A 25,678-nucleotide genomic window follows, 5' to 3' on the forward strand; every position below is an offset into this window, starting at 1 on the left:
CTTTGACTGTTGAACTTACAAAACAACCCAATAAGGGCAACCTAGCTGAGGTCTTCTTAACAGCACTTAAATTAGGTTTAACCTCTTTTGGCGGACCTACAGCACATATTGGTTATTTTCGAGATGAATATGTCATAAGAAAAAAATGGCTGAATGAGCATTCGTTTGCTGATCTTGTTGCATTGTGTCAATTCTTACCTGGACCTGCCAGCAGTCAGCTTGGCATGGCAATCGGAATCAGACGCGCCGGACTGTTCGGCGCGTTTGCTGCTTGGATTGGTTTCACTATGCCATCTGCTCTGCTTATGCTGATGTTTGCTTTGACCTCTTCGGGAGCTGACGTTTCACAGGCGGGGTGGCTGCAGGGTTTGAAGCTCGCTGCTGTTGCCATAGTAGGCCTAGCAGTCTGGAGTATGGGAAGAAGCATGGCTGCGGGTCCTATTCGCGGGACGCTTGCAATCGGATCAGCTGCGGCTGCATCGTTTATACCTGGCGCTGGCGGACAGCTGGTGCCTTTACTGGTTTGTGCGATCGTGGGACTCATCGCATTCAGGTCCTCAGAGCGAGAGGAAGCATCAGCTCTAGAAACTAAATCAAATTTGGTGGGTTCCAACATAGACAAGCCTATCTCTTTTAGAGCTGCATGGCTTTCACTATTTATCTTTGTTCTGTTACTGATCTTTCTGCCGATTGCTGCACATTTATCTGGCTCACCGCTATGGTCATTGGCGGACCGCGCTTATCGTGCCGGATCACTTGTCTTTGGCGGAGGTCATGCCATACTCCCGATGCTTGAGCAGGAGGTAGTGGGTGTTGGAGCGGGTAAAACAACGACGGAATCTTTTACAGCTGGCTATGGTGCAGTTCAGGCTATGCCAGGGCCGTTGTTCACGTTCGCGGCTTATATCGGCGCTTCGATGGCAGCAGGCTTCAAAGGCATACTATACGGAACAGTCGCACTGATCTCCATTTTTTTACCTTCGTTTCTTCTCCTAACAGGAGCATTGCCGTTTTGGAGCTCGCTGCGTAGGAACCGATCAGCACAGGCAGCATTGATGGGTGTTAACGCTGCGATAGTTGGTATTTTGCTAGCTGCTTTGTATAATCCTATTTGGTATGATACTGTTCGCTCTACAAGTCATTTTATTATCGTACTTCTTATATTTTTACTTCTGCATATATGGAAAAGACAGCCTTGGCAAGCCGTGCTCGTCGCAGCACTAGCCGGCTGGCTCATTCTGTAACATAGGCTTAGCGATTACTTGCAAAGACCAACATGCATCTTTAAGATAAGGGAAACAGGAAACCCTAAATCAATCGAAGAGAAGTGGGTGGACAACCAGATGAATGAACGCATACTTGTCATAGAAGATGAAGATGGAATAGCGCGTATTCTCCAGCTGGAGCTCGAGCACGAGGGCTATACCGTCGGTCGAGCAGCAGATGGTAGAAGCGGGCTAGAGAAAGCCGTCTCTGGAGAATGGGACATGCTTCTCCTTGATGTGATGCTTCCAGAAATGAATGGGATCGAGGTACTGCGCCGCTTAAGACAGGCAGGTAATCCGATACCTATTATTTTATTGACCGCTCGAGATACGATACCTGATAAAGTCAGTGGATTCGAACAGGGTGCCAACGACTATGTAACGAAGCCTTTCGCGATGGAGGAGCTTCTTGCAAGGGTTCGAAATTTATTGCGTATTTTTCAGCAGCCAGTGAAGGAAGCAGAAAGCCCTGATGTACTTAAAACGGCAGATTTAACAATTGAGCTTCGCACGCGCAAAGTATTCCGGAAGGAAATCCCAATTGAGCTAACACCTCGAGAGTTTGAGCTGCTTGTTTATTTGGCTGAACACCGGAATGAGGAAAAGTCGCGTGAGGATATTTTGTCCGAAGTATGGGGCTATGATTTTATCGGGGAAACCAACTTAGTAGATGTGTATATCCGATATTTGAGACAGAAGATTGATAAAGGTTATAGGCATAAGCTTATTCATACAATCCGCGGGGTTGGCTATATGCTCAAGGAGCCTGACGCATGACACTCCGCAGAAGATTTACTTTTTTTACAATTTTCTGGTTAATTTTCATCCTGATTTTGTTCAACATTTTCGTCTATTTGTTCGTCATAAAGATAACGATACGCAGTGAAGATCAGCTTCTGACGAATAAAGTGAATATTTTACTTGAGGATAAGCGGATTTATGAACCTACACAGCTGTCCAATAGTGAGCTGCTTCGTGATTACTACAACGTTAGTGAATTAATGCGTATCGTCGATTTTGATGGCAAGGTCGTGAATATGCAGGGCTCCGATCCGCAGTTAATCGCTTTGAAGCCCGTTTTTAGCGTTCAGCATGATACGGGTATGATTTTTATAGACGGTCGCAGGGTCCTCTATATGAAAGTCCCTTTATTCAAGGATAATCGCGTCATCGGTACGCTGGAGTTATATCGGAAGCTGACGCTATTGGATAGTTATTTGCAGGTGCTTGTAATTGCCTTAACCATTACTAGCATTGGTGCAATCTTGTTTGCTATCTTCGGCACATATTGGTTCACTTCAAGGCTCACATCACCTATTCAACATATGGTGCAGACGATGCGTGAAATCGACCGAAGCGGTAAGCTCAGGAAAATTGAGCTGCATCAAAGGGATCAATCTGCTGAACTTCTTCAGCTAGCTAGAGCTTTTAATCAAATGATTGAACGTTTGGACCGTACGTTCGAAAGGCAGAAACAATTCGTTGCGGATGCTTCCCACGAGCTTAAGACGCCGCTTACCGTTATCAGCAGCTATGCAGGTATGCTGAAGCGTTGGGGCAGAGACGATGAGAATGTGCGTGATGAGGCGATCGAAGCGATCAGTAATGAGGCAAATCGGCTGCAGAATCTAACCAAATCGATGCTTATTCTAGCACAAGCTGATCAAGAGGATTGGTTGAAGGTAGAGCCTGTTGATCTGGTTCAGCTTGCTGATGAGACTGCCGATATGCTTCATATGACATTTCAACGGATGATTCGCGTCCACACCGGCAAACAGGATGTTCGTCTAAATGGGGACAAGGATAAGATCCGGCAGCTGCTCGTTATCCTGCTTGATAATGCTATTAAATATAGCAAAGATGCCATTGATATTACGTTATCGGTATCGAAGGGTGTTGTGAGGATGTCTGTCGCTGACAAAGGAATTGGCATTCCCGATGATGAGATGCCATTTCTATTTGAACGCTTTTTCCGTGTGGATGGTGCTAGAAGTCGGTCAACCGGTGGTTCTGGGCTAGGTTTATCGATTGCTCAGCGCATTGTGGAGCTGCATGAAGGTCAAATTGACGTATACAGCCAGCATGGAAAAGGAACAACCATTACAGTCGCCTTACCGCAAAAAAAATAGCCAACCTATAGATGTACCGGCTGCGGATTCCAAGTTTGAATTTCGCGGCCGGGCTCAATTAGGTTGACGATTTACTACTATCTTCTTGATGATGAATTCTGTCGCATGACCGACGCCTTTTCCTGATGAGGCTGTATAGCTGCCAAGGATAGCAAGGAATTTATTAAAATATGATGAGATTTTTTTAATGGAGGCTATCAGAAATTGAATATACGTGTTTGCGCCATTCAATACAAACTGGAGGATATTACTAGTTTTGAACAATTCGCTTCCCAAGTGACGCACTATGTAAGAAATGCCTCCGAATATAACGTGCAGTTCGTGCTGTTCCCCGAGTTCTTTACAACACAGCTCTTATCCATTGGTGATGATCAGGGAATCCCTCTTTCCATAGATAAGCTTCCAACCTTCACAGATCGTTATGTTTCATTATTTAAAGCGCTTGCAGCGAGTTATAACGTACATATCGTTGGGGGAACTCATGTCGTTGAATCGGACTCTGGCAAATTGCAGAATACGGCTCATTTGTTTTACCCAGATGGTCGGGTTGAGGTGCAAGCGAAGCTTCATCTCACTCCTGTTGAAGTTGAGGATTGGAATATGACAGCTGGGGATTCATTGCGCGTATTCGAAACGGAGTACGGAACCATAGGGATGCTGACCTGTTATGATATTGAATTTCCGGAGATCGTTAGGATGGCACGTGCCAAAGGCGCTGATGTTATCTTTTGTCCGTCCTGTACGGATGATAGGCATGGATTTTATCGCGTACGCTATTGCTGTCACGCTAGAACGATTGAGAATCAGATTTACCTTGTAACGAGTGGTACTGTTGGCTCTTTACGCAAGGTTGACTTTATGAGGGCGAATTTCGGACAAGCTGCGATTCTCTCACCCAATGACATTCCTTTCCCGCCTGCAGGTATTCTGAATGAAGGTATCATTAACGATGACATGCTTGTCGTTGCGGATCTTAATCTCAAATTATTGGCTGATGTTCGCGCCGCAGGATCAGTAACGACCTGGAGAGACCGAAGAACCGACCTATATACGGATTGGTCTTAATTCAGTGGGGGTGTGAATAAAGCGTATGCGTAAAGAAATGATTGTTTATGTGTCAGGGAAGCCTCAGCGTGTCATCATTCGTAATTATATTTTTACGGATATGGAAGCGATGATCGCCATTCAGCGTGAAAGCTTTCCTCCGCCGTACCCTTCTGAGCTGTGGTGGAATGTGGAGCAGCTGAAGGAGCATATCTCACGCTTTCCTGAGGGTGCGCTTTGTGCGGAGATTGACGGTCAGCTTGTCGGCTCGATGACGGCATTGCTCACTTCAGATTCAGTCACAGAATCCCATTCCAGTTGGGAGATTGCTACGGATAAAGGATACATAAGGAATCATGATCCCGCTGGACTTAGTCTCTATGTGGTGGACTTATGTGTTATACCCGCCTTTCGAAGTGCAGGAATAGGAAAGTGGCTCATTCAATCGATGTATGAGGTCGTCGTTCATCTAAACCTGAAACGTCTGATTAGCGGAGGGCGGATGCCTGGTTATCATCGTTATGCTAACCAAGCAACAGCTCAGCAATATCTGGACCGTGTAGTTGCTGGGGAATGGAAGGATCCAGTCATAACCTTCTTACTGCGCTGCGGTAGAATGCCGATTGGCGTTATTGCAAACTATTTAGAAGATGAACATTCCTGTAATTATGCAGCATTAATGGAATGGAGCAATCCATTTTGGAATAACAATATGCAACCTAAAGGGAGCTGAGAAGTAATGGAATTCATTCGTATACAATCCATTCATGATCCACTATTTACAAGCATGCACCAGCTGATGCAATCTATTTTCCCGCCTGAGGAGGTCTATGCCTTCGAGAAATGGGAGGGGCCGCTTGAGGATGATAGCATCCATATTTATGTTGCTGTTCATCAAGATGAGGTGGTAGGTGCGACCGAATACCGCTATTATCCGCAGCTGCGAGTAGCGATGACGGATTTCACTATTATCGGACGTGCTGGGCTGGGCGTTGGGCGTTTTCTCATGAAAAGCAGAGAAAAGGATATCGCACAGCTTGCTGAGCAAAGCGGAACAATTTCACAGGGTATGTTCGCTGAAATTTATAATCCATTAGCGGTGAACTATGATTTCGGTGGGATTTCTCCCATGAATCCGTATGTTCGTCGTGAGGTGCTTTCACATATTGGGTACAAAAAATTAGATCTGGCTTACGTTCATCCCTCATGGGAGGAAGATGGCAAAGCTGTTATTGGGCTTGATCTGTGCTTCCTTCCTCAGGAGGACAGCACTTCGGAGCTGCCAGCTAATCTCGTTGTTACTTTCCTCAAGCAGTACTATTCGGCATTGCCGGATAAGCCTGATGAGTGGCATGAGATGATTCAACGACTATCAGCTATCGATAATATTGCTTTACTGCCAATCTAATTTGAAGTTCTGACTTAAGGTGGGGAATAGGTTGTCGACAACGGTGACGTTCTGGGGAACGGGGGATTCTATGGGAGTACCCCGTGTTTATTGCTCGTGCAAGGTTTGTGAAGAAGCACGAACTAGTGGGCATAACAAAAGGCTTCGTTCCCTTGTACATTTATCTGATGAAGAATATGGAACGATGTTAATTGATTGCGGACCGGATTGGCGGCATCAGATGGAGGCAGCGGGACTGAAGCGAATCGATCGCATTTTGATTACGCATGCCCATTTTGACCACATTGGTGGTTTGGCTGAATGGGCCGATATGTGCAGATGGCTGGGATGCAAAGGAGAAGTTTATGCCATGCCTGATGTTATTGCGGACATCCATTCTCGCTTCCCTTGGATAGGCAATCATCTGGTGTTCCATGCTATTGAAGGCGACTTAGAGTTCGGTGGATGGCGTGTCTTTTGCTGGAAAGTTAATCATGGCAAAAATGGCTATGCTTACGCATTTCGATTCACACATCCTGCCAGTGGACGAAGCTTTGCGTATTGTTCAGACTCCATTGCGCTCACAGAAGAACAGCGTCAACCTTTATATGGCCTTGATTTGCTGATTTTTGGGACAAGTTTTTATAAGGAGCCTTTTCCCTATGAGACGCGTTCTGTATATGATGTGATTGAAGCATTGATTCTAATTAAAGAATGGGAACCGAAGCGGACCATTTTCACACATTTATCACATGATATCGATTTGCAGCATGACTACAAACTGTCCAGTGGTGTGGCTTTTGCAACGACGGGCTTACAAGTAACGTTATAGTGACTGCTGACAATATTGCAACAGGAATGAGACGCGCATGCGTTCCATTCCTGTTTTTTGTGATCTTTTTGGTTATGGTGTATGCCTTTAGGAATGGCTTAGCCTGGCTTAATCCATACTTTCAATGACGAGCAGCAAGCCTTCACGAATTCGAATACTTGCGGAGTCTTCGCTGAGCTTGTTACTAATTCCAAGAGATTGACCGATTTGCAGGGTGGCTTCATCTAAGGGGTACTGAAATCCTTTTAGCGTAATACCTGCGACGGTTGCAGTAAGAGGAAGTAAGGATACATAGGTATAGCTGCTGCGGATTAAAGTCATTTCATTCCCTACAATTCTTATGCAGTTATGCTTGTCAACAATCCTTGCAAGGATATTTTGATCAGCTGCTTGTCTTAACAGATGCACATTCGCTAGGGAATGGTCGAATCTTGTGCCTATAGCACCGACTAGCAAGATCTCTTCCGGCTGTTTCTTTAATGCAAATTGCCAAGCAAGCTCAGTATCGGTAAAGTCCTTATCTATGGGATCAAAATCTAACGTTTCTGAGCTGTTCGAGCGGATGACTTCAAGCTCCTCAGCTGTGACAGAATCAAAATCTCCCAAAGAGACATCGGGTTTATACCCATTTGTAATTAAGAATAATGCACCCGCATCCGCACCTATAAGATAATCATTAGGTTGAATAAGCGCAAGTGCCCATTCATTCAGGTGGCCGCCAGTAAAAATAAGGATACGTTTGATAAGCATTGGGGGATCGTTCCTTTCGCTCATATATGCTTTTGTCAGTATACTCGTCCTTGTAAAGATTGACCAGTCTCTTGGGCGTATGAAAATCGCTCTTGTACAAAACGACAAGCGCGGCTAAAATGAGAGAGGATTAAATCAGACCTTACTAGACGAACGGGTTGTCTATCAACCTAACTGTTTATTAGGTAAGCGGAGGCAGCAAGAAGTGAATTTGCAGATCGATATGGATATTTTCACTGTATTCAGCATAATCGGCACAATAGCGTTTGCGGTAAGTGGCGCGATTGTAGCGATGGAAGAGGAATACGATATTCTAGGTGTGTTTGTTCTTGGGCTTGTGAGCGCTTTTGGCGGAGGGGTTATTCGTAACTTGTTAATTGGTGTGCCTGTTACCATGCTGTGGTCACAAGAGATGCTGCTTAAGACTGCACTTATTGCGATGATGATTACTTTTATTCTTCCGGTCAAATGGATCAAGCAGTGGAAAAAAAGCGAGGCTTTTTTCGATGCAATAGGGTTATCCGCATTTGCTATTCAGGGCGCGCTCTATGCTACGGGCAAATACCCACTCTCCGCTGTTATTGTAGCAGCTATGATGACTGGAATCGGCGGCGGAATTATTCGCGATGTATTAGCTGGAAGAAAACCGCTTGTGCTGCGGGATGAGATTTATGCCGTATGGGCAATGGCCGCTGGAGCAGTGATTGGATTGAAATGGTTCGTAACCGAGGTTGACTTACTCATTTTGTTTGTTATTATTACCGTATTCCGTATGCTTTCTGTTCAATTTCGCTGGCGGCTGCCAAGGCGCTCGCTTAAATTTGCATTAGCCCAGTCGGTGCACTCGGAGGAAAAGCGATTGTTGGCGGAATCGAAGAACGATAAGGTAGAAGGGAGCGGATAATTTGATTTCCGTACTATTCGTATGTTTGGGCAATATATGCCGTTCACCAATGGCGGAGGCCGTGTTCCGTCATCAATTGAAGGAAAAGCAATTAGAAACAACGATTAAAGTGGATTCAGCCGGTACAGGCGACTGGCATCTGGGCAAAGTACCTCATGAGGGTACACGCGCGCTGCTGGATCGTTATGGCATTTCTTATGAGGGCATGAGAGCAAGGCAAGTTACACTTGAAGATTATACGGATTTTGACTATATCGTTTGTATGGATAACAATAATGAACGTGATGTTCGGGCGATTTTTGGCAGTAAATCCGATGGCAACACGAAGGTCTTTAAATTCATGGATTTGCTTGCAGATAAAAAGACCTGCGATGTGCCAGACCCCTATTACACGGGAAACTTTGATGAGGTATATGAATTGGTAGCAGCAGGCTGCGTGAAGCTGCTTGAACGAATATGTGAAGACCAATTAAAGCATTCTGAAGTTTAAAACAAGAAGAAGACCGACTCCTGCTCAACTTGAGTGAATGGGAGTCGGTCTTTTTTTTGAAGAAATAGCTACTCGGAACGCAGAAAATGAATAAGCGAAGCGGGAATGAACTTTTGCCAAAAGCCCCAAACATGCTGTCCGTCATGCTCACTGTAATTTATCTGTGCGCCTCTCTCTTCAAGAAGCTGTTTCATTCGTCGATTGATCTCAACAAAGTTAATGACCCCTCGATCAGATTCGAACGCAGTCTCTTGCAATCCGACAATCATGTAAAGAGAGAAGTCCTTAAAGTCCAATTCTGCTTCGACAAGGCGAAGGGATTCGGAATAGAAGGCGCCTGAATAGGCAATGATTTGGTGGAACATGGATCTGTAGGCAATGGCAATATGAAGTGAAACAGTTCCACCTAGTGAGTCCCCAGCTAAGATGCGCTCGGAAGGCTCGCGACGAACCGGATATTTGGTTTCAATAAAAGGAATGAGCTCCTCACCGAAAAAAGTAACATAATTCGAATGGCGATCACCATCAGGGGAATATTCGGCCGTTCTCAGCTTCTTGTCCACGTCGACCCCAACAATGATAAAGGGCTCAACTCCTTCATCCAAGATTAATTGATTGGCTATTGTGGCGATTCTACCAAAATTGAAGAATTCTTCTCCATCCTGACAATAGACAACCGGGTAACTAAGGACTTCATTGTAGCCTGGCGGTAAATAAACGCGGAGATTACGCTGCCCTTCTGGCAAATAGTGGCTGGTGATTACTTCTCTTACAATCGTGCGTTTCAGATAACGTTCATCGGTCATATAAAGTTCTCCTCTATTTCTTGCATGGTTTAGTTGAGATATGGGTAAACAAAAGGGAGGAAACAACTGAGGAAATCCCCTTTTCTCTGCGATGTTGTACTATTCTGTTATAGTGGTTTTTTAAGTCTGTTACATATACAATTAATTAATAAAAAAGCCTGAAAGTGTGAAAAATCAACGCTTTTTACTATTTTATGCTTTGACCATTTAGGTTAAACAGGGTTATAATCATTCTATAACAGACACACTCGTTTTTTCAAATATTTAGTTGAGGTGAACGATATGAGCAAGCTTCACTACGAAGTTCAAACGGAGCCAGTTACACCGTTATCGATCCTGTCGCCAGATGGGGAAATTGTCAATCCGGATCTAATGCCGAATTTGACTGATGATCAATTAAAAGAAGTTATGTATCGCATGGTGTTTACTCGTACTTGGGATGAGCGTGCCGTTAACTTAGGAAGACAAGGCCGTCTTGGTTTCTATGCGCCAGTTTCTGGACAAGAAGCTTCTATGATCGGTAGTGAGTATGCCCTTAATAAAGATGATTTCGTTTGTCCGGGTTACCGAGATATGCCTCAGATCGTATGGCATGGTCTGCCACTCTACCAAGCTTTTCTATATTCCCGTGGTCATCAGCATGGTGGTCAGATTCCTGAAGGCGTTCATGTTCTAATGCCACAGATTATTATTGGTGCCCAAATCTTACACGCTACAGGCGTTGCTATGGCGTTCAAGAAACGTAACGAGAAACGCGTTGCCATTACGTATACAGGTGATGGTGGTTCCTCTGAAGGTGATTTCTACGAAGGTATGAACTTCGCTGGTGCATTCAAACTGCCAGTTATCTACGTTGTTCAAAATAATGGTTATGCCATTACGACTCCATACGCGAAGCAAACAGCAGCTCTATCTGTTGCACACAAAGCTATCGCGGCTGGTATTAAAGGTGTACAAGTAGACGGTATGGACGTGCTTGCTGTCATCAAAGCGGTATCAGATGCAGCTGAGCGTGGACGTAACGGTGAAGGCGCAACTTTGATTGAGCTTCTGACTTATCGTTTCCGTCCGCATTCCATGGCGGATGATACTTCCAAATACCGGACGAAGGACGAAGAGGGCGAATGGAGCGAGAAGGATCCGATTACTCGTTTTGCGAAATATCTTGGAAGCAAAGGCCTTTGGACAGATGAGGATACAGCTCGTGTGAAAGAGGAAGCAAAAGCTACTGTTAACGAGCATATCAAGAAAGCCGAAGCGACTGAGAAAATGACAGTTGGCGGTCTAATTGATTCCATGTTCGAAACAACTCCGAAACATCTGGAAGGTCAAAAAGCTGAATTCGAATAAATCAACGGATGAACGATCAGATATAGCCGCGCAATAACTAAGTTTATGCTTTCGATGTGTTTTTGCTTAATTGTTTTGTTTTACTAAACAATCAGGCGTAGCCGCGCAATAACTTAAGGAGGTACTTTCGTCAATGGCTCAAATGAATATGAAAGAAGCAATCCGCGATGCGATGCGCGTGGAGCTCAAGAGAGACCCTAACGTTTACGTCTTCGGTGAAGACGTTGGAAAAGTCGGCGGCGTGTTCCGTGCGACAGAAGGCTTGCAAGGTGAGTTTGGTGAAGATCGTGTATTTGATACACCTCTTGCCGAATCCGCTATCGCTGGTATGGCAGTAGGGATGGGACTTCAAGGCTTCCGTCCGGTAGCTGAGATTCAATTCGTAGGTTTTATTTACGAAGCGCTTGATCAAATGTTTGTGCAAGCAGCGCGTATGCGTTTCCGTTCAGGTGGACGCTATAATTCACCGATCGTTTTCCGTACTCCTTTTGGCGGAGGCGTGAAGGCGGCTGAGCTCCATACAGATTCTCTTGAAGGACTTGCGATTCAAACACCGGGTATTAAGGTTATTGTGCCTTCTAACCCCTACGATGCTAAAGGCCTTCTTGTTGCAGCCATTCGCGATAATGATCCTGTATTCTTCATGGAACATTTGAATCTTTATCATGCGTTCCGTCAAGATGTGCCAGAAGAGGATTATGTCGTTGAAATTGGAAAAGCGAACATTGTCCGTGAAGGCAGCGATGTTACCATAATTGCTTACGGAATGATGGTTCATACAGCAGTAAAAGCGGCAGATGAGCTCGAGAAGAATGGCATTAAAGCCGAGGTTATCGACCTTCGCACCTTGATGCCGCTTGATATTGATACGATCGTGGCTTCGATTCAAAAGACGAATCGCGCAATCGTTGTTCAAGAAGCACAGAAAACATCTGGTGCTGCAGCCGAAATCATTGCCCAAATCAATGAGAACGCAATCCTTCATCTGGAAGCACCGGTTCTTCGTGTTGCAGGTCCAGATACGGTTTATCCATATGCTCAGATTGAAGATGCATGGCTGCCTAGTCCCGCTCGGATTATTAAAGCCGTTAATCAAGTTCTGAACTTTTAATATTCGTTACAAACAAGCAGGTTGTTAAGACCTGGAAGGAGGTCACGGGACGTGGCGAAATTTGAATATCGATTCCCGGAGCTGGGCGAAGGTCTGCATGAAGGCGAAATCGTCAAGATCCATATTAAGCCTGGCAGTATAGTAACGGACGAAGATATTATTATGGAAGTTCAGAATGACAAGGCGATCGTTGAAGTTCCTTGTCCGGTGAATGGCAAAGTGCTTGAAGTACTCGTTAAGGACGGTCAAGTGTGTCATGTAGGCGATGTCGTTGCCATCATTGATGCAGAAGGCGAAGTGCCTGAGCAAGCTGCTCCAGCTAACGATAGTCACGGCGCAAGCGCGACAGCTTCTGCCCCTGCTCCAACAGAAGCACCGAAAACTGAAGCTCCAAAGGTGGAAGCTGCACCAGTCGCAGCAGCACAAGCTCCAGCAAAAGCTGCTGGCGGTCTAGTGCTTGCAACACCTAGTGTTCGCAAATATTCTCGTGAGAAAAGCGTTGATCTTACTTCGGTATCAGGTACGGGTAAGAATGGCCGCATTACGAGAGAAGATATTGACGCATTCGCAGCAGGTGGTGGATCAGTTTCCGCTGCTGCTAATCATGAGGGCGCAGCGCAAGGTTCAGCAGCTGTGGCAGTTCAAGGTACAGGCGAATCCAAACCAGCATCTGTAACTACACAGGTTGGTGATCGTACGGAAGAGCGTGTTCCTTTCAAAGGAATTCGTAAAGTCATTGCTAATGCAATGGTTAAATCCGTATATACGGCACCACATGTTACGCTTATGGACGAGGTTGACGTAACCGAACTTGTTGCGCTTCGCACAAAAGCAAAGCCTGTTGCTGAGAAGAAAGGCATTAAGCTTACTTACTTGCCGTTCATCGTCAAAGCACTCGTTGCTGCATGCCGTCAATTCCCTGTTATGAATGCGACGCTTGACGAAGAGAAGCAAGAAATTGTTTTCAAGAAATACTACAATATCGGCATCGCTACAGATACAGAGAACGGCTTAATCGTTCCTGTTATCCAAGATGCAGATCGCAAGAATGTATGGATGGTCGCTGAAGCGATCAAGGATCTTGCTACACGTGGTCGCGATGGCAAATTGTCGGCCAACGAACTTAGAGGCAGCACGATTTCGATTACGAATATCGGATCTGCTGGCGGTATGTTCTTTACACCGGTTATTAATTTCCCTGAAGTGGCTATCCTAGGAACTGGCCGTATATCGGAGAAAGCCGTTGTTAAGAATGGCCAAATTGTTGCAGCTTCTGTGATGGCTCTCTCGCTCAGCTTTGACCACCGTCTTATTGATGGTGCGACAGCTCAAAACTTCTTGAACTATATCAAACAGCTTCTTGCTGATCCGCAATTACTTGTAATGGAGGTGTAACCCATGGTAGTAGGTGATGCTTCACTCGATATCGACTTGCTCGTTATCGGCGCAGGACCAGGTGGTTATGTGGCAGCCATTCGTGCAGCCCAACTTGGTCAAAATGTGCTCGTCGTGGATAAAGAATATGTAGGTGGCGTATGCTTAAATGTAGGCTGCATCCCTTCAAAGGCGCTCATTTCTGCGTCTCATCAATATGAATCAATGAACCATGCTTCTGAATTTGGTATCACAGCTTCTGACGTGAAAGTGGAATGGAGCAAAGTACAGGAATTCAAGAACGGCGTTGTTAAGAAATTAACTGGTGGCGTTGGTTCGCTTCTTAAAGCAAATAAGATCCAATATTTTGCTGGCGAAGTTATGTTCATCAATGAAACAGAGGCTCGCGTCTTTAACGATCAAGAAGCACCTCGTTACCGTTTCAAAAACTGTATTATCGCAACGGGCTCACGTCCAATTGAACTGAAAGCTTTCCCTTACGGAGGACGCATCGTATCTTCGACAGGAGCACTTTCCCTTCCTGAGATTCCGAAAAGCCTTGTTGTTATCGGCGGCGGATATATCGGAATTGAGCTTGGTCAAATGTACGCACGTTTCGGTACGAAGGTAACCGTTATTGAAGGTTCTGATTCCATTCTTCCAGGCTTTGACGCCGATATGTCATCTCTTGTAGCGAAGAAACTTAAAGGCGCTCAAGCAGAGATCGTAACGGGTGCTCAAGCGAAAAGTGCAGAGCAAACCGACAAAGATGTTACAGTTACGTATACAGTTGGTGGAGAAGACAAGCAAGTTACAGCTGATTACTTGCTCGTAACGGTTGGACGCCGTCCGAATACGGATGGTGAGCTTGGACTTGATCTAATCGACCTTAAGATGACGGATCGTGGTATGATCGAAGTTGATGATCAATGCCGCACAAGCATCCCGCACATCTATGCAATTGGCGATATCATTGCTGGTCCTGCGCTTGCACATAAAGCGATGTATGAAGCTCGTGTTGCGGCTGAAGCTATTGCTGGACAACCAAGCAAAATCGACTACAAATGTATCCCGCTTGTTGTTTTCTCCGATCCTGAATGCTCTAGCGTAGGTTATAGCGAGAAGGAAGCGAAGGAGAAAGGCCATAACGTTAAAGTGGGTAAATTCCCATTCAACATTAACGGCCGTGCATTATCGTTAGGCGTTAAAGAAGGCTTTGTCAAAATCATCGGAGATGCGGATACAGGTCTTGTGCTAGGTGCACAAATCGCTGGTATTGAAGCTTCAAACATGATTGCTGAGCTTGGCCTAGCTATTGAAATGGGCGCAACGCTTGAAGACATCGCACTTACCATTCATGCTCATCCAACGCTTGGTGAGATTGTTCTTGATGCTGTTGAGATGGCACTTGGACACCCGATCCACGCAATTAGCAAATAATTAAGTCTTTCCATATATCATTGAAGAAAGAGGTCACGCAGCTGATAGTAGCAGGCGGGCCTTTTTTCTATCTAAAAGCATTTGGAGGTCGAACTATGCAGGAAGAACTGGAGTCTAAGTCGGTTAGCGAATCACGATCTACGATGGTGCAGCTTATTTTTCCTTCAGATACGAATTATCATGGTACGATGTTTGGTGGCAAGGTGATGGAATATATGGACAAAATTGCAGCCATCACGAGCATGCGTCATGCCCGGAAGCCTGTAGTTACTGCTTCGACAGATAGTCTGGATTTTGTCTCGCCAATTCGGGTTGGAGAAGTCATTGAGGTGGAGGCATTCGTCACTTGGACGCATAATAGCTCCATGGAGATATATGTTAAGGTACAAACTGAGAATGTGTTCACGGGTGATCGCAAAACAGCGGTAACTGCTTTTTTCTCCTTTGTAGCCCTTGATGATGCAGGTAAACCTTCCAAAGTGCCGGGGATTATACCGGAGACCGATGAACAAAAGGCGCTGCATGCTTCTGCACAGAGCAGATATGATCTGCGTATGATGCGAAAACGCGAAAGACAGATTGATCGATAAATGATAAAATAAAACCTTGAAGAAAGGGTGGGTCGGGTTAATATGAGCAAAAATGAAGATTCTTATATCCATTTGCTGCAGCATGTTCTTGAGAATGGAACAAAAAAAGAAGATCGAACAGGTACAGGAACTCTTTCTGTTTTTGGGCATCAGATGCGATTTGACTTGAATGAAGGGTTTCCACTTATAACAACGAAACGAGTTCCCTTTCGATTAGTAGTCAGTGAATTAATTTGGTTTATTAAAGGTGATACCAATATTCGTTTTCTTCTACAGAATAAAAATAACATTTGGAATGAATGGGCTTTTAAGAAGTGGGTTGAAAGCTCTGATTATACAGGTCCCAATATGGACAACTTCGGTCTTAGGGCGCCGCAGGATGAAGAATTTAATAAACAATTCCAAGAACAGATGGAAATCTTTAAAGGTCGTATACTCAGTGACGACGATTTTTCTGATAAGTATGGTGAGCTTGGAAACGTGTATGGGAAGCAATGGAGGCAATGGAGCACGTTAAAAGGAGACACAATTGATCAACTCAAAGAAGTTATTGCCTCAATTAAAAGCAACCCTGATTCCAGAAGATTAATTGTTACAGCCTGGTCACCAGAAGATGTTCCGAACAGTGCTCTGCCTCCTTGCCATACGCTCTTCCAGTTTTATGTTGCTGATAATAAGTTATCTTGTCAGTTATATCAGAGGAGCGGAGATATTTTCCTCGGGATTCCTTTCAATATTGCAAGTTATGCGCTGCTCACTCATATGATTGCGCAAGAATGCGGTTTAGGAGTAGGGGAGTTCGTTCATACGATCGGGGATGCTCATATTTACCTTAACCATGTAGAGCAGATACACACACAGCTTAGCCGGGAATCAAAAGCGTTGCCAACTTTGAAGTTGAATCCGGCGATTCAGTCTACCTTTGATTTTGCTGTGGAGGATATTGAACTCGAAGGTTATGCCCCGCACCCAACTATTAAAGCCCCTGTGGCTGTATAAAGTTATTATTAAGACGACTTTGAAACTTCAAGAGGGTATATCATTCAGTTATTAAAGCTGAAGTAGCGATAGGAAAAGGGGGTTCACGTTAAATTGAGTATAACCATGATAGCCGCTATGGCGCGTAATCAAGTGATTGGAATTGAGAATGCTATGCCTTGGCGTCTGCCTGCTGAGATGGCTCATTTTCGCAGATCTACGATCGATAGAACGGTGTTGATGGGTCGGAAGACGTTCGAATCATTAGGACGCCCGCTGAAGGACAGACGCAATGTAATTCTGACTAGGAATGCAGAGTTTACAACAGAAGGTTGTGAAATTGTTCATTCCTTAGAAGAAGCTATTGCAAAATATATGGGTGATGATCAAGGAGAGCTTGTAATCATGGGAGGAGCGGAAATTTACAGTTTGTTCATGCCCTATGCGGACAAGCTTCTACTTACCGAGGTGGATGCAGATTTGGTAGGTGATGCTTACTTTCCAAGCTTTGATCAGAATGAATGGACATTACTTGCAAGCGAGCCATTTTCAAAGGATGAAAAGAATGCTTATGATTTTCAAATTCAGACTTATGTGCGCAACAAGGATAAATAATCATGTGCAAGTGAGGGAAATGTCGAACAGTATGTCATAAAGTGCAAATCATTGTACGGAAAATCCATTTATTGCTTCTTTCCAGCTTGATAGGATATTATAGATAACCTTTTTCGAGATATCAGAGAGAATGCATAATTTCATTATTTTTCTATGATTCTTAGGCAAGCATGGAAAAGTTTGATATTGAATAATAAATGGATTCCCGATATAGTTTTAGAGAGATATTGTAGAATCGGTAACGGGAAAACGGATGGAGGATAAGCGATCATGTCTACACCTACTGGATTTATGGATTATAAACGCGAACTACCCGCTGACCGCAATCCGCTTGAGAGGATTAAGGACTGGGAAGAATTTCACAAACATTTCAGTGAAGACCAGCTGCGTACACAGGGTGCTCGCTGTATGGATTGTGGGACTCCTTATTGTCATACGGGCATAGAGCTGCCAGGGGGCGCTTCCGGCTGTCCGGTCAATAACTTGATTCCCGAATGGAATAATTTGATATACCGTGGACTATGGCGCGAAGCGCTTGATCGCTTGCACAAGACGAACAATTTCCCTGAGTTTACTGGGCGTGTCTGTCCAGCTCCATGTGAAGGCTCTTGTACAGTTGGCTTGATCGGCGATGCAGTAACAATCAAGACGATTGAGCAAGCTATTATTGACAAAGGCTTTGATGAGGGTTGGGTTGTTCCACAGCCGCCACTTACACGTACAGGTAAGAAGGTAGCTGTTGTCGGTTCTGGACCAGCTGGTATGGCTACTGCTGCACAGTTGAACAAAGCAGGACATACGGTAACCGTATACGAACGCGCTGACCGAATCGGCGGCTTGCTTGTTTATGGAATACCGACAATGAAACTGGATAAAAAAATCGTTCAACGCCGTGTTGATCTGATGGAAGCGGAAGGCGTTCAGTTCGTGCCTAACACGGAAATTGGCACAACGGTACCTGTTGAGCAGCTCATGAGCGAATTTGATGCCATCGTTCTTTGCGGTGGTTCAACTAAAGCGCGTGAGGTTGAGATTGAAGGACGCGACCTCAAGGGCGTTCATCTTGCAATGGATTATTTGAATGGCACTATTAAGAGCTACTTAGATTCTAACCTAACTGATGGTAACTATATCTCTGCTGAAGGCAAGGATGTAATCGTAATCGGTGGTGGTGATACGGGTACGGACTGCGTAGCTACTGCGCTCCGTCATGGCTGTAAATCGATCACACAATTTGGTACTCATTCCAAAGCTCCACTGGAGCGCGACCAAATTAACAATCCATGGCCGCAATTCCCCAATGTATATACTTTGGATTATGCACAAGAAGAAGCTCGCGCATTGTACGGACAAGATCCACGCGCGTTCTCCGTTCTGACGAAGAAATTCGTTGGTGACGAGAATGGGAACTTGAAGGAGCTTCATACCATTCAAATCGAACGTACGGTTGATGAGACAGGCCGTAAAATTTATAAAGAAATCCCAGGAACAGAGAAAATTTGGCCAGCAGATCTCGTTATGATCGCGGTTGGCTTTGAAGGACCGGAGAACACGCTGATCGAAAAGCTTGGTCTTGCTCAGGATCGCCGTTCAAACGTAAAAGCAAAATATGGTGACTACCGTACAAGCGTAGACAAAGTATTCGCAGCAGGAGATATGCGCCGGGGTCAAAGTCTTGTTGTATGGGCGATTAACGAAGGTCGCGAAGCCGCTCGTGAAGTTGACCGTTATCTGATGGGAACAACGATGCTTCCTTAAACGCAAGCGGAGAAAGATTAATTTAAACCAAGCAAAGTAACCCTATATTAGCAGGAAGCAAAAGCGCCTTCGGGCGCTTTTTGTTTCGATGGAGAGGGATGAGCGTACCATATGATTCAATATGAATCAGAAGAAGTAACAGAGCTTCAATTTCAAGCATTCGTCCCCCGAATTGAACGCCGCGACGAGCAGTGGGTGGATATTGAATTGGCCCTTGTTCTTGCTCCTCATAGTTCAATACCGGCGGGAATCACGGATCTATCGGCATTAGTGATTTGCACGTTAAGCGGCGTCATTGCGCAAATTGTGCCGCTTGATGAAGGCTGTGATTGTGAATTCCAGTTCACGAAGGATGAAAAAGCGCAAATAATCTCGTTTATTGAAAGCGCGGAAATTCAGACAGCTATTGAGGCGCAAAGCTTTCCCAAATGAAGGAAAGTTGTGGTAAAATTAGAGCACGATGATGTATCCGCCAAGCGGGCTGGTTAACTTCGTTAAACTTTCTTGGGGGAATGAGCGATGCGGGCAGAAGCCGTCAGTATTCTAACGCCAACCGAGATTCGGAATATACGTCATTATGTTCAGCATAAATACAGTGACTTGCCAAGTGACCAGCGGGCTGAGATCGTAGCTGATGCGATGCAGCGTATTGTCTTGAAGCAGCTGCCTGATTTTCCAGAAGTCATTAAGAATAAGCTGACAGCAGAGCTGCTTCGAGATATTGTTGCCGTGCAGCTCACTCCTGTAAGTGTAGCCCATATATTTGAGGCTTGTTTATCGTTAGATTTTGGGAAGAGTGAGCTATTTCAACCCATTCATGCTTGGACCGAGCAGCAGCTGCGCACCTCAATCGATACGGACGCATTCCGTGAACTGTTGGGTGACGCGGTTGCAGGCAGGGAATCAAATAATCATGGATTGCAGTCTTGGAACCGTTTAATTGTACAAGCTGTTGCAACTGGTATACCTTATGATAAGAATCTTATAACGCAACTTGCTCCAGGAGAAGGATCAGAGGTAATTAAACTGCCTCTAGCCAAGCGATCCTTCATTCGAAGTGCGATTTATGCGATACTGTCTGTCATGCTTGTCACGGGGACACTCGTGTACGGATGGCAAATGCTTGGAAACATAGTGCTTCAGAAGCCCCAGCCACCTATAGTGACCAAGCCCGTGCAGGAGATCATCATTCATGATAAAAATGAACTTCCAAGTGAGCTGCAGTACACGGCGATCAATGAAAAGCAGCTCGTTCAATACCTTCAAAAGAAGTCATCCTTACTTGCAGAAGAGCCGTACCTTCATGCGATACTTAACGTGGCGAAAGAAATGGATATTCATCCTCTCTTGCTGTTTGCGATTACAGGGCAGGAGCAAGCTTTTGTACCCAAAACACATAAGTTAGCTAAGGAAATAGCTAACAATCCATTTAATGTTTTTCATAGCTGGTCGGAATATAATACAACAATCGAACAGTCCACCCGGATTGCCGCCAAGACAATTAATCGATTAAGTAAAGATCGACCTAATAATAAGGATGCTATTACTTGGATAAACCGTGAATATGCCGAAGACCGGTATTGGTCCAAAGGTGTAACGAGCATTTTACAAGCTATGAAACGATATATCCAGTCAGACATCGAGCGTTAGAGAGGCGATTAGTTGAAAACATTAATTATTGCGGAGAAGCCAGATATGGGCCGTACAATAGCTGCGGTTATTGAGCCCAAGGCGCAAAACAAACGCTCTTATCTGGAGGGCGAGAACTATATTATTACTTGGGCAATCGGTCATCTGGTTAGCTTAGCTGAGCCGGATCATTACGACCCCAAATATAAACGTTGGAATGAAAAGGACTTACCGATTATTCCCGATGAATTCAAGCTATGGCCAAATGCAAGGACGAAGGATCAGCTGAATACGATCGGAGAGCTGGCTAAGCGCTGTGATCGGCTCGTTAATGCATGCGATGCCGGGCGCGAAGGCCAGCTTATTTTTCATTTAATAAGACAATATTTGAAAATGATGCAGCCGACAGAGCGTTTGTGGATATCCGATCTAACGCCTGAGACGATCCGTAAGGGCTTTGATTCTCTTCGGAGCGATAAAGATTACGATCCGCTTACTCGGGCGGCGAGAGCCCGCAGTGAGGCCGACTGGTTGGTCGGTATGAATGCCTCTAGAGCTTTTACGATACGCCATCGTACACTTTTGTCTGTTGGACGTGTGCAAACACCGGTATTGGCTTTGTTATACGATCGCCATAAAGAGATTACGGCATTTGATAGCGAGACCTATTTTGTCGTGCAAGCGACATTCAGCCAGCAGGATTTCAGCTATAAAGGTCTTTGGCAGGGTGATCGTATCACGAAGAAGGAACAAGCCGATGCGCTGGCAGCTAAAGTAACCGGTAAGCCTGGAACTATTGTTAGTTATGAAACGAATGAATCCAAGGAATATCCCTATCGGTTATATGATTTGACCTTACTACAGCGTGAAGCGAACGGTAAGTTCGGTTATCCTGCCAAGAAGACACTTGATATCGCGCAAGCACTATATGAGAAGCACAAGGTGATTACCTATCCGCGTACAAGCTCGAATTACGTGACGGAAGAGAATATTCCCGTAATGGGGAATGTCCTTCAGATGCTTAAACAAACCAGCTATGGTGATCTTGCCAATGGGGCAGACCGCAGTCGTGTCCATAAAGGCAACAAAGCTGTATGTAACCCGGCTAAGGTAGAGGATCACCATGCGATATTACCGACGCCCAAACGTCCGGGAACGCTCAGTTTAGAAGAACAAAACATCTATGACTTAATCGTTCGTCGGTTCTTATCCCATTATTATCCTCCAGCGATGTATAACAACCATGAGGTGATGACACAAGTCATGGACGAGATGTTCCGTACACGTGCGAAGGAACAGCTTGATCCAGGCTGGCGAGTCGTTTTGAAGGGAGACGATGGGGGCAGCCCTAAAGAGAAAACGCGAGGTAAGAAGAAAGCCGACGAAACATCGGATGACCAAGAGGATGATCTTCTTGTGACAGACCGTCCTTTCGCAGTCAACAAGGATTTGCCTGTTCATTGCGAGGAAGCTGCTGGCATAGAGAAGGCCACTAATCCGCCTAAGCCATTTACGGAAGGCACGCTTCTTAAAGCCATGGAAAGCGCGGGCAAATCTATCGAGGATGAGGAGCTGCGTGATGCGATGAAGCAGACGGGGCTCGGGACACCTGCCACTCGCGCTGCAACGATCGAACGACTGAAGCATGTGGGTTATATTAAACCCAATGGGAAGCGTCTAGATATAACAATTAAAGGATGCGCAGCGATAGAGCTAATCCGCGGAGCGGGTGTTGAATTACTGGCTTCACCCGAAATGACCGGCCGCTGGGAGCAGCGACTTCATCAGATATCGAAGGATGAAGCATCGGATGAGCAGTTCATGCAGAAGGTGAAGCAATTTGCCGAGATGATTGTTAACAAGGTTAAACATCAACGACCAGCTGCTGCCAGCTTATTCGCAGAGCCGGAAGCTCCGGCGAAGACAAATGGCAAAGGTCGAGCAACGAAGAAGACCAGTAGTGACGGTAGTTCTCCCAAGACGAACAGTCGGCAAAGGGCTTCATCGAGCGATCAAGCGGGGGCATCTTCCGTACCAACCGTCCAGTCTGCCTCTTCTCCTGTCATTATTGCTCCTTGTCCACGTCCTGGCTGTACGGGGCAATTAATAGAAGGTAAACGAGGCTACGGCTGCTTACGGTTCCGTGAAGGCTGTACATTCGTGATTTGGAAGGTTCATCAGAATAAAGCGATAACGGTGACCATGGCCAAATCGATTGCGACCACAGGTGAGACACGTAAGCTTTCCTTTAAGACCGAAGACGGATCAACATCGTCCGGTAAATTGGTTTTAACTGATAAGGCAAAAGGGACAGTTGAGTTTGTACCGTCACCAAACTAATCTTATCAAACAATAAAGGCTTGTCCAGAACACGATTATCGTGACGGACAAGCCTTTATTTATTGGATTCAAGCTGATTATTGCATGCTTCTCTAATTAATGGAGTGAGGATTGGCGCTGCAGGATATAGTTCTCAATACTTCCAGGTACGTCGCTGAGCTGATCCAGCGTAAGAAAAGCGCCTTTAGGCTCAACATCGATCCCTACAATATTGTAAATCCACTCGGACTCCGTTTTCAAATGAATCGCATGAATGCCGGAGGTTAGAGCAGGAATGACATCAGTCCGTAAGGAGTTACCGATCATCCAAGTCGCGTTTCGGTCAAAACCGCCCTCACGTAAAATAGTCTCCATTGCTTCGATATTTTTGTGAGAACGGACATAAATACGGGATTCAAAGTATCGTTCCAGCTGCATCTGATCAATTTTTCTTTGTTGAATGAGTAGTTCTCCACCGGTATACAAATGAAGCTCATGTCCACTTGTTGCGAGCCTATCGAGTGTTTCCTCCATGAAAGGGTAAGGCTCAACTTCATGCTCGTAAACACTCCGACCAAGCTTCCATAACAAATCCTCTTCCACAACGGAAATTGCTCGGTCTACTAAATCTGAGAAATAGCGATACGTATCAATAAAGGATTGAGGGAAGTGGTCGCTCTGGAACCCGACGACATGAACACCAGCAATGTCAATTTCTGTCTGCTTGTCCCGAATCATCTCAACAGAGATATTATGTCCGATGAACCAATCTGACATAAGTTCGGTAAATTGATCAATAACGAGAGTGAAATACTTATTGCAATAGATAAGTGTGTCATCAAGATCGAATAAGATACGTTGATTCATATAGGTACTGCTCCTTCTCCAGATGATGCGGCTGTCACTCCAATCTACCTCATCATGGGATTCGCCGTCAAATCGAATAAAATGGGTCGAAGTAACAAATACTGTATGCGGAGGTGAGACTTCCTATGGTTGTAGACAACAATGAGAATAAGGATAACAAGAGAAGTGGGTTTAGGGAACGGAGTATAACCTTGAAACCAGAGAAATCAGCAAAGAGGCCGCCTAGCTTGAACGGCATTAACAAACAACTTCCATAGTAAGCTTTCAAAGCCGTCAAAAGTAAGCTTCCAAAATCGTCAAACACGTAGCATGTATGGAAAGCGTGCGTCACATTTGGAGTCATAAAAGTGTGGACGCACGCCTATTAGATCATTCCATAATCAAGCATATTTATTCAATTTATCATGAAGATTTTGTTTGATATAAGCAATTCTGCGTTTTACATAGAAATCATAGCTCTCGCCTTTTAGCTCCCGGGGCGTAATCACCTCCTCTGCTGTGTTGTCGATAATAGTTAATGATCCGTTAGAATAAAACTTAAATGTTAGATCCCGGAATGGACGATACCTTTCAATAAATCGATAGTTTTCACAGTTGTTCATGATGATTAGCCTCCTTTGGTTAAAACGAGTTATTAGAACGTTTGTTCTTATTTCAGTATACCAAACATTTGTTCGGATGGAAACTATTTTTTGTTTCCCTTAAACTAGATTCATAGAGTTTATTTAGGATCGTACAAAGGAGCGCCATTCATGATAAAAGTTATACAATTATCTAAGCAAATACCAGGTGGGCCTAAGGTATTGTCAGACATCAGCTTTGAGGTTCAGCCAGGTGAATTTGTAGCTATAAAAGGTGCCAGCGGAAGCGGGAAATCCATGCTGCTGCGCTGCCTTGCCTTGCGCGAGAAATGGAACAGCGGCACATACATAGTAGACGGCGTTGATATTTTTAAAAAAGGATTTTCTGGAACAATGAAGGTTAGACGTGAGATGGCGTATCTTGAGGAGAAGCCTTCTCTTATACCGAACCGAACAGCGCTAAAGAATGTTCTCATCGGTGCTGCTTATCAAACTCCTGCCTGGCGACGAGTGACTGGCATGGTCCGCAATGACGATTATATGGGTGCAATGGATATGATCGAGAAAATGGGACTGTTAGAGAAAGCGCATCAAAAGGGTGGTCAATTAAGCGGGGGCGAGAAGCAGCGTATCGCAGTAGCAAGAGCGCTCGTTCATGGAGCGACAACTCTGCTTGCTGATGAACCTGTATCTGGACTTGACCCTCATGCCGCAGAGCAAGTGCTCTCTGATCTTCAGAGAATGTGCAGGATTCAGGGTATTTCCGTTATCGCTGTCATGCATCAGGGAGATTGGGCAGAGCGCTTTGCAGATCGAACTATCGGGCTGAATAACGGTAAGATTGTACTAGATATTAAAGGAAGAAGAATGACAGAACGGGAGAAATTACTGCTGTGACGGATAGGACGATTTTATCAGAGGGTTATGAGAAAGATCTTGAATTGAGGCCCTTACAGGTTCATGAACTGGAATCTGCATATGGACTTGAACTCTCTTGTTACCCATCGGAAGCCGCAGCGACACTAGAGGCATTTTCGTTCCGGCAGAAGCATTTTTCCGATTACTTCTGGTCTGCGTGGTCTGCGAATCGTTTGGTTGGCTTAGCTTGTGGTGTACGCACAGTTGAGAGCGTTTTAGAAGAGGATGCAGTCAAGCATGCACATAGTGCTCAAGCAGAAGGTATGCATCTTTGTGTTCTATCGGTGGCGGTTGATCGTGAAGCTCGTCGGATCGGACTTGGATCTGCACTTGTCGATAAGCTTCTGCAGCAAGCTAAGAAGGATAAGCTTAAGACAGTCTTTCTCATGTGTGAAGCGCATTTAATCGACTTTTATAGGAAGCATGGCTTCAACTATATCGGTATTTCTCCTTCGCAGCATGGTGGTATTGAATGGCACGAGATGAGGCTAATTCTGTAAATAGGGAATGTCTGCGAAATGAAATAGCAAAGGGAACTAGT

At 45.0% G+C, this 25,678-nt stretch carries 26 protein-coding genes; 22 read left to right on the forward strand and 4 right to left on the reverse strand.

The features are described 5' to 3' along the window. The first annotated feature begins 2 nt into the window (after positions 1 to 2). From chrA to EKN16_RS06095, 7 genes are all read left to right on the forward strand, one after another. Positions 3 to 1,244 carry a chromate efflux transporter gene (gene chrA, locus EKN16_RS06065; RefSeq protein WP_125654584.1) on the forward strand — a complete coding sequence of 414 codons (1,242 nt, stop codon included), beginning with the start codon at positions 3 to 5 and terminating at the stop codon, positions 1,242 to 1,244. Positions 1,245 to 1,343: 99 nt separating this feature from the next. Further along, positions 1,344 to 2,042, forward strand: a complete 699-nt coding sequence (locus EKN16_RS06070; RefSeq protein ID WP_125654586.1) for a response regulator transcription factor — start codon at positions 1,344 to 1,346, stop codon at positions 2,040 to 2,042. After that, positions 2,039 to 3,394 (forward strand): HAMP domain-containing sensor histidine kinase, encoded by a 1,356-nt coding sequence (locus EKN16_RS06075; RefSeq protein ID WP_125654588.1) that lies wholly within the window; start codon positions 2,039 to 2,041, stop codon positions 3,392 to 3,394. Before EKN16_RS06070 ends, EKN16_RS06075 begins: the two co-directional genes overlap by 4 nt. A gap of 204 nt (positions 3,395 to 3,598) precedes the next feature. After that, positions 3,599 to 4,459 (forward strand): carbon-nitrogen hydrolase family protein, encoded by an 861-nt coding sequence (locus EKN16_RS06080; protein WP_125654590.1) that lies wholly within the window; start codon positions 3,599 to 3,601, stop codon positions 4,457 to 4,459. Between the two features lie 25 nt (positions 4,460 to 4,484). Further along, positions 4,485 to 5,171 (forward strand): GNAT family N-acetyltransferase, encoded by a 687-nt coding sequence (locus tag EKN16_RS06085; RefSeq protein ID WP_125654592.1) that lies wholly within the window; start codon positions 4,485 to 4,487, stop codon positions 5,169 to 5,171. A gap of 6 nt (positions 5,172 to 5,177) precedes the next feature. Next, positions 5,178 to 5,846 (forward strand): GNAT family N-acetyltransferase, encoded by a 669-nt coding sequence (locus tag EKN16_RS06090; RefSeq protein ID WP_125654594.1) that lies wholly within the window; start codon positions 5,178 to 5,180, stop codon positions 5,844 to 5,846. A 31-nt stretch (positions 5,847 to 5,877) separates the two neighbouring features. Continuing rightward, positions 5,878 to 6,657: an MBL fold metallo-hydrolase gene (locus EKN16_RS06095; protein ID WP_232016250.1), complete on the forward strand. Its 780-nt coding sequence runs from the start codon at positions 5,878 to 5,880 to the stop codon at positions 6,655 to 6,657. A gap of 108 nt (positions 6,658 to 6,765) precedes the next feature. Here the strand turns inward: EKN16_RS06095 and EKN16_RS06100 are convergent, their stop codons facing one another. Beyond that, positions 6,766 to 7,431 carry a thiamine diphosphokinase gene (locus tag EKN16_RS06100; RefSeq protein WP_232016251.1) on the reverse strand — a complete coding sequence of 222 codons (666 nt, stop codon included), beginning with the start codon at positions 7,429 to 7,431 and terminating at the stop codon, positions 6,766 to 6,768. A gap of 199 nt (positions 7,432 to 7,630) precedes the next feature. Between EKN16_RS06100 and EKN16_RS06105 the strand changes: the two genes are divergently transcribed. Further along, the gene (locus tag EKN16_RS06105) at positions 7,631 to 8,311 is read left to right on the forward strand and encodes a trimeric intracellular cation channel family protein (RefSeq protein ID WP_125665907.1); all 681 of its coding nucleotides are present in this window, start codon (positions 7,631 to 7,633) and stop codon (positions 8,309 to 8,311) included. 1 nt (position 8,312) lies between these two features. Further along, positions 8,313 to 8,801: a low molecular weight protein-tyrosine-phosphatase gene (locus EKN16_RS06110; protein ID WP_125654598.1), complete on the forward strand. Its 489-nt coding sequence runs from the start codon at positions 8,313 to 8,315 to the stop codon at positions 8,799 to 8,801. A gap of 68 nt (positions 8,802 to 8,869) precedes the next feature. Here the strand turns inward: EKN16_RS06110 and EKN16_RS06115 are convergent, their stop codons facing one another. Then, positions 8,870 to 9,607, reverse strand: coding sequence for an alpha/beta hydrolase (locus EKN16_RS06115; protein ID WP_125654600.1), 738 nt, complete (start codon positions 9,605 to 9,607; stop codon positions 8,870 to 8,872). A 282-nt stretch (positions 9,608 to 9,889) separates the two neighbouring features. Here EKN16_RS06115 and pdhA point away from each other — a divergent pair, with 282 nt between their 5' ends. The 11 genes from pdhA to EKN16_RS06170 all read left to right on the forward strand — a co-directional run bounded on the left by pdhA (position 9,890) and on the right by EKN16_RS06170 (position 22,792). Beyond that, positions 9,890 to 10,957, forward strand: coding sequence for a pyruvate dehydrogenase (acetyl-transferring) E1 component subunit alpha (gene pdhA / locus EKN16_RS06120; protein WP_125654602.1), 1,068 nt, complete (start codon positions 9,890 to 9,892; stop codon positions 10,955 to 10,957). Between the two features lie 133 nt (positions 10,958 to 11,090). Beyond that, positions 11,091 to 12,068 (forward strand): alpha-ketoacid dehydrogenase subunit beta, encoded by a 978-nt coding sequence (locus EKN16_RS06125; RefSeq protein WP_125654604.1) that lies wholly within the window; start codon positions 11,091 to 11,093, stop codon positions 12,066 to 12,068. A 51-nt stretch (positions 12,069 to 12,119) separates the two neighbouring features. Continuing rightward, positions 12,120 to 13,463 (forward strand): dihydrolipoamide acetyltransferase family protein, encoded by a 1,344-nt coding sequence (locus tag EKN16_RS06130; RefSeq protein WP_125654606.1) that lies wholly within the window; start codon positions 12,120 to 12,122, stop codon positions 13,461 to 13,463. Between the two features lie 3 nt (positions 13,464 to 13,466). Continuing rightward, a complete protein-coding gene (lpdA, locus tag EKN16_RS06135) occupies positions 13,467 to 14,882 on the forward strand; it encodes a dihydrolipoyl dehydrogenase (protein ID WP_125654608.1) in 1,416 nt (471 codons plus the stop codon). Positions 14,883 to 14,977: 95 nt separating this feature from the next. Continuing rightward, positions 14,978 to 15,472, forward strand: a complete 495-nt coding sequence (locus tag EKN16_RS06140) for an acyl-CoA thioesterase (protein ID WP_179955595.1) — start codon at positions 14,978 to 14,980, stop codon at positions 15,470 to 15,472. Between the two features lie 42 nt (positions 15,473 to 15,514). Next, the gene (locus tag EKN16_RS06145; protein WP_125654610.1) at positions 15,515 to 16,471 is read left to right on the forward strand and encodes a thymidylate synthase; all 957 of its coding nucleotides are present in this window, start codon (positions 15,515 to 15,517) and stop codon (positions 16,469 to 16,471) included. Positions 16,472 to 16,564: 93 nt separating this feature from the next. Beyond that, the gene (locus EKN16_RS06150) at positions 16,565 to 17,065 is read left to right on the forward strand and encodes a dihydrofolate reductase (protein ID WP_125654612.1); all 501 of its coding nucleotides are present in this window, start codon (positions 16,565 to 16,567) and stop codon (positions 17,063 to 17,065) included. A gap of 270 nt (positions 17,066 to 17,335) precedes the next feature. Next, positions 17,336 to 18,823 carry a glutamate synthase subunit beta gene (locus EKN16_RS06155; RefSeq protein WP_125654614.1) on the forward strand — a complete coding sequence of 496 codons (1,488 nt, stop codon included), beginning with the start codon at positions 17,336 to 17,338 and terminating at the stop codon, positions 18,821 to 18,823. 111 nt (positions 18,824 to 18,934) lie between these two features. After that, positions 18,935 to 19,255 (forward strand): hypothetical protein, encoded by a 321-nt coding sequence (locus EKN16_RS06160; protein ID WP_125654616.1) that lies wholly within the window; start codon positions 18,935 to 18,937, stop codon positions 19,253 to 19,255. 87 nt (positions 19,256 to 19,342) lie between these two features. Continuing rightward, entirely contained in the window at positions 19,343 to 20,473 is a 1,131-nt protein-coding gene (locus EKN16_RS06165; protein ID WP_125654617.1) for a glucosaminidase domain-containing protein, read from the forward strand. 12 nt (positions 20,474 to 20,485) lie between these two features. After that, positions 20,486 to 22,792, forward strand: a complete 2,307-nt coding sequence (locus EKN16_RS06170; protein WP_125654619.1) for a type IA DNA topoisomerase — start codon at positions 20,486 to 20,488, stop codon at positions 22,790 to 22,792. Between the two features lie 96 nt (positions 22,793 to 22,888). Here EKN16_RS06170 and EKN16_RS06175 read toward each other — a convergent pair whose 3' ends face one another. Together EKN16_RS06175 and EKN16_RS06180 are read right to left on the reverse strand one after the other, a co-directional pair. Then, positions 22,889 to 23,638 (reverse strand): HAD family hydrolase, encoded by a 750-nt coding sequence (locus tag EKN16_RS06175; protein WP_125654621.1) that lies wholly within the window; start codon positions 23,636 to 23,638, stop codon positions 22,889 to 22,891. A gap of 380 nt (positions 23,639 to 24,018) precedes the next feature. Then, positions 24,019 to 24,240 carry a hypothetical protein gene (locus EKN16_RS06180; protein WP_125654623.1) on the reverse strand — a complete coding sequence of 74 codons (222 nt, stop codon included), beginning with the start codon at positions 24,238 to 24,240 and terminating at the stop codon, positions 24,019 to 24,021. A gap of 150 nt (positions 24,241 to 24,390) precedes the next feature. On the opposite strand from EKN16_RS06180, the gene EKN16_RS06185 reads away from it, so the two are divergent. Continuing rightward, positions 24,391 to 25,116, forward strand: coding sequence for a phosphonate ABC transporter ATP-binding protein (locus EKN16_RS06185; protein WP_125654625.1), 726 nt, complete (start codon positions 24,391 to 24,393; stop codon positions 25,114 to 25,116). Continuing rightward, on the forward strand, positions 25,113 to 25,637 hold the full coding sequence (locus EKN16_RS06190; protein ID WP_164522690.1) for a GNAT family N-acetyltransferase: 525 nt from the start codon (positions 25,113 to 25,115) through the stop codon (positions 25,635 to 25,637). The genes EKN16_RS06185 and EKN16_RS06190 overlap by 4 nt, the downstream gene beginning before the upstream one ends. The last annotated feature ends 41 nt before the right edge of the window (positions 25,638 to 25,678 follow it).

The sequence above is a fragment of the Paenibacillus baekrokdamisoli genome (assembly GCF_003945345.1).
GTDB classification, from domain to species: Bacteria; Bacillota; Bacilli; order Paenibacillales; family Paenibacillaceae; genus Paenibacillus_Z; species Paenibacillus_Z baekrokdamisoli.

Bases quoted from the DNA above. Each gene is read 5' to 3' on its own strand.
- EKN16_RS06085 (WP_125654592.1), top strand. From the start codon at position 4,485: ATGCGTAAAGAAATGATTGTTTATGTGTCAGGGAAGCCTCAGCGTGTC.
- EKN16_RS06075 (WP_125654588.1), top strand. From the start codon at position 2,039: ATGACACTCCGCAGAAGATTTACTTTTTTTACAATTTTCTGGTTAATT.
- pdhA (WP_125654602.1), top strand. From the start codon at position 9,890: ATGAGCAAGCTTCACTACGAAGTTCAAACGGAGCCAGTTACACCGTTA.
- EKN16_RS06160 (WP_125654616.1), top strand. From the start codon at position 18,935: ATGATTCAATATGAATCAGAAGAAGTAACAGAGCTTCAATTTCAAGCA.
- EKN16_RS06175 (WP_125654621.1), bottom strand. From the start codon at position 23,638: ATGAATCAACGTATCTTATTCGATCTTGATGACACACTTATCTATTGC.
- EKN16_RS06155 (WP_125654614.1), top strand. From the start codon at position 17,336: ATGTCTACACCTACTGGATTTATGGATTATAAACGCGAACTACCCGCT.
- EKN16_RS06070 (WP_125654586.1), top strand. From the start codon at position 1,344: ATGAATGAACGCATACTTGTCATAGAAGATGAAGATGGAATAGCGCGT.
- EKN16_RS06125 (WP_125654604.1), top strand. From the start codon at position 11,091: ATGGCTCAAATGAATATGAAAGAAGCAATCCGCGATGCGATGCGCGTG.
- EKN16_RS06090 (WP_125654594.1), top strand. From the start codon at position 5,178: ATGGAATTCATTCGTATACAATCCATTCATGATCCACTATTTACAAGC.
- EKN16_RS06185 (WP_125654625.1), top strand. From the start codon at position 24,391: ATGATAAAAGTTATACAATTATCTAAGCAAATACCAGGTGGGCCTAAG.
- EKN16_RS06165 (WP_125654617.1), top strand. From the start codon at position 19,343: ATGCGGGCAGAAGCCGTCAGTATTCTAACGCCAACCGAGATTCGGAAT.
- EKN16_RS06105 (WP_125665907.1), top strand. From the start codon at position 7,631: ATGGATATTTTCACTGTATTCAGCATAATCGGCACAATAGCGTTTGCG.
- EKN16_RS06140 (WP_179955595.1), top strand. From the start codon at position 14,978: ATGCAGGAAGAACTGGAGTCTAAGTCGGTTAGCGAATCACGATCTACG.
- EKN16_RS06145 (WP_125654610.1), top strand. From the start codon at position 15,515: ATGAGCAAAAATGAAGATTCTTATATCCATTTGCTGCAGCATGTTCTT.
- EKN16_RS06115 (WP_125654600.1), bottom strand. From the start codon at position 9,607: ATGACCGATGAACGTTATCTGAAACGCACGATTGTAAGAGAAGTAATC.
- EKN16_RS06100 (WP_232016251.1), bottom strand. From the start codon at position 7,431: ATGAGCGAAAGGAACGATCCCCCAATGCTTATCAAACGTATCCTTATT.
- EKN16_RS06180 (WP_125654623.1), bottom strand. From the start codon at position 24,240: ATGAACAACTGTGAAAACTATCGATTTATTGAAAGGTATCGTCCATTC.
- lpdA (WP_125654608.1), top strand. From the start codon at position 13,467: ATGGTAGTAGGTGATGCTTCACTCGATATCGACTTGCTCGTTATCGGC.